This window comes from Rhizobacter sp. P2_H2 (assembly GCF_056403375.1).
In genome coordinates this window covers 1-1,665 of the sequence record NZ_JBFUFP010001142.1, presented here as the reverse complement: position 1 = coordinate 1,665, position 1,665 = coordinate 1, and the positions used below count along the sequence as shown (strand labels likewise).

The 1,665-nt window shown below is 73.0% G+C and carries 3 protein-coding genes; all 3 read right to left on the bottom strand.

The window, feature by feature from the left end:
* Nucleotides 1-453: triphosphoribosyl-dephospho-CoA synthase (locus AC1D15_RS30940; RefSeq protein ID WP_477829046.1), on the bottom strand; the 453-nt coding region annotated here is incomplete at its 3' end.
* Nucleotides 454-457: 4 nt separating this feature from the next.
* Nucleotides 458-1,396 (bottom strand): ATP-grasp domain-containing protein, encoded by a 939-nt coding sequence (locus AC1D15_RS30935; protein WP_477829045.1) that lies wholly within the window; start codon nt 1,394-1,396, stop codon nt 458-460.
* The coding region (locus tag AC1D15_RS30930) for a methenyltetrahydromethanopterin cyclohydrolase (RefSeq protein ID WP_477829044.1) at nt 1,396-1,665 on the bottom strand (270 nt) is incomplete at its 5' end. The genes AC1D15_RS30930 and AC1D15_RS30935, both read right to left, overlap by 1 nt.

Here is a 1,665-nt window from a genome sequence, read left to right as displayed (position 1 = left end):
ACGCAGGTCGATGCTCGGGGCGGCGCGCACGTCCTCGGCCGGCGCGTCGCCCAGCCCGCCGGGGTTGGCGCGGGCGATCGCGCGGAACGCGTGCTGCGCATCGGCAAGGCTCAGGCCGGCCAGCACCTCGGCGAGGGCCTCGCGCAACGCGGCCGGGCGTGTCGCGCCGGGATGCCGCTCCACCGCCACGGCGATCGGTGCGCACAGCAGCAGGATGCCGAGGTTCGTGTTGCAGTGCGCCACCGACCAGCTGGCGTCCACCGCGGCCTCGATGCGCTCGCCGACGCCGGCCCCGCGCGTGAACAGCGGCCCGGCCGCGGCCATTGCGCTGTCGAGGAACATCGCGGCCTGCATGCGGTGGCCGGCCGACTGCAGGCTCACGTTGCCCGGCTTGCGCACCGCCACGTCGAGCGTGCAGGCGCACAGGAAGGCGGCCTTCGGATCCCCGGTCATCCGTTCACGCGCAGCGCCCGGCCGCGTCGGCGTCGAGCGCGCGCAGGCCGGCGCACTTGCGGTCCAGCAGGTCGTCGACGATCGCGCGCGCGATGTTGAAGCCCGTCACGCGCTGCAGGCCCTGCCAGGCCGCCACGCCGTTGACCTCGATCACCTGCGTTCCTTCCACCGACGGGATCAGGTCGACGCCGGCGTAGTCCATGTCGAGCGCCTGCGCCGCGCGCTCGGCGAGTTGCGCGAGGTCGGGCGTGAGCGCCGCCGGTTCGCAGCGCGCGCCCTGCGCGACGTTGTGGATCCAGTGCTCGCTGACGCGGCGCATCGCGGTGATCGCGTGGCCGCCCACCACCAGCACGCGCCAGTCGAAGCCCGGCGTGGTGGCGGCCGGCACGAAGCGCTGCAGGTAGGCGAGCGAGCCGAAGCCCGCGCTGAGCGCGGGCAGCGCATGGTGCACGCCGTCGACCTCGCCGACCAGCTGCAGCCCCTTGCCCTGCGAGCCGAACAGCGGCTTCAGCACCAGCGCATGGCCGGCCGCGCCCTCGCGCACCGCGATGCGCTGCGCATGCGCCTGCGATTCGGTGGCCCAGGTGGGGGGCGTCGGCACAGCGGCCGCATGCAGCAGCAGGCTGGTCATCGATTTGTCGACGCTGCGCTCGATGGCCCGCGCATCGTTGTAGACCGGCACGCCCAGTTCGCGCAGCGCATGCAGCACGCCCAGCCGCTTGGTGACCTGCTCGAAGCTGCCGCCGGCGATGCCGCGCACCAGCACCGCATCGGGCAGGCCGCGGCCGAAGCCGGGCAGCGCGAGGCCGTGCCACGCGAGCGTGGTGTCGATGTGGCAATCGGCGAGGTCGATGCAGCGGCCGACCGCGCCGCGTGCGCGCAGGGCCGCTTGCAGTTGACGTGTATGCCAACCGGTTTCGTCCGCCATGATCGCGATGCGCATCACAGCTCCTGCAGCCAGAGCTGCCGCAGCAGCGCCATGTTCTGCGCGCCGCCATGCCAGGTGTGGCCGCTGTCGAGGTTGCTGACCCACACCTCGGCCGGTGCGAACAGGCCGGCGTCGATCTTGTAGAAGTCGTAGCCGGCCTCCTTGAAGATGTCGGCGAACGAGCGGCCATGGTCGCTCGATGTGGTGGACGGCAGGTGCCGAGCCAGCGCCAGCGCGGCCGCATCGTCGCCGCGCACGCTCAGGTGCACCTGGCCGCCGTAGAG

Coding starts and splice junctions, on each gene's coding strand:
- AC1D15_RS30935 (WP_477829045.1), bottom strand. CDS start 1,396: ATGCGCATCGCGATCATGGCGGACGAAACCGGTTGGCATACACGTCAA.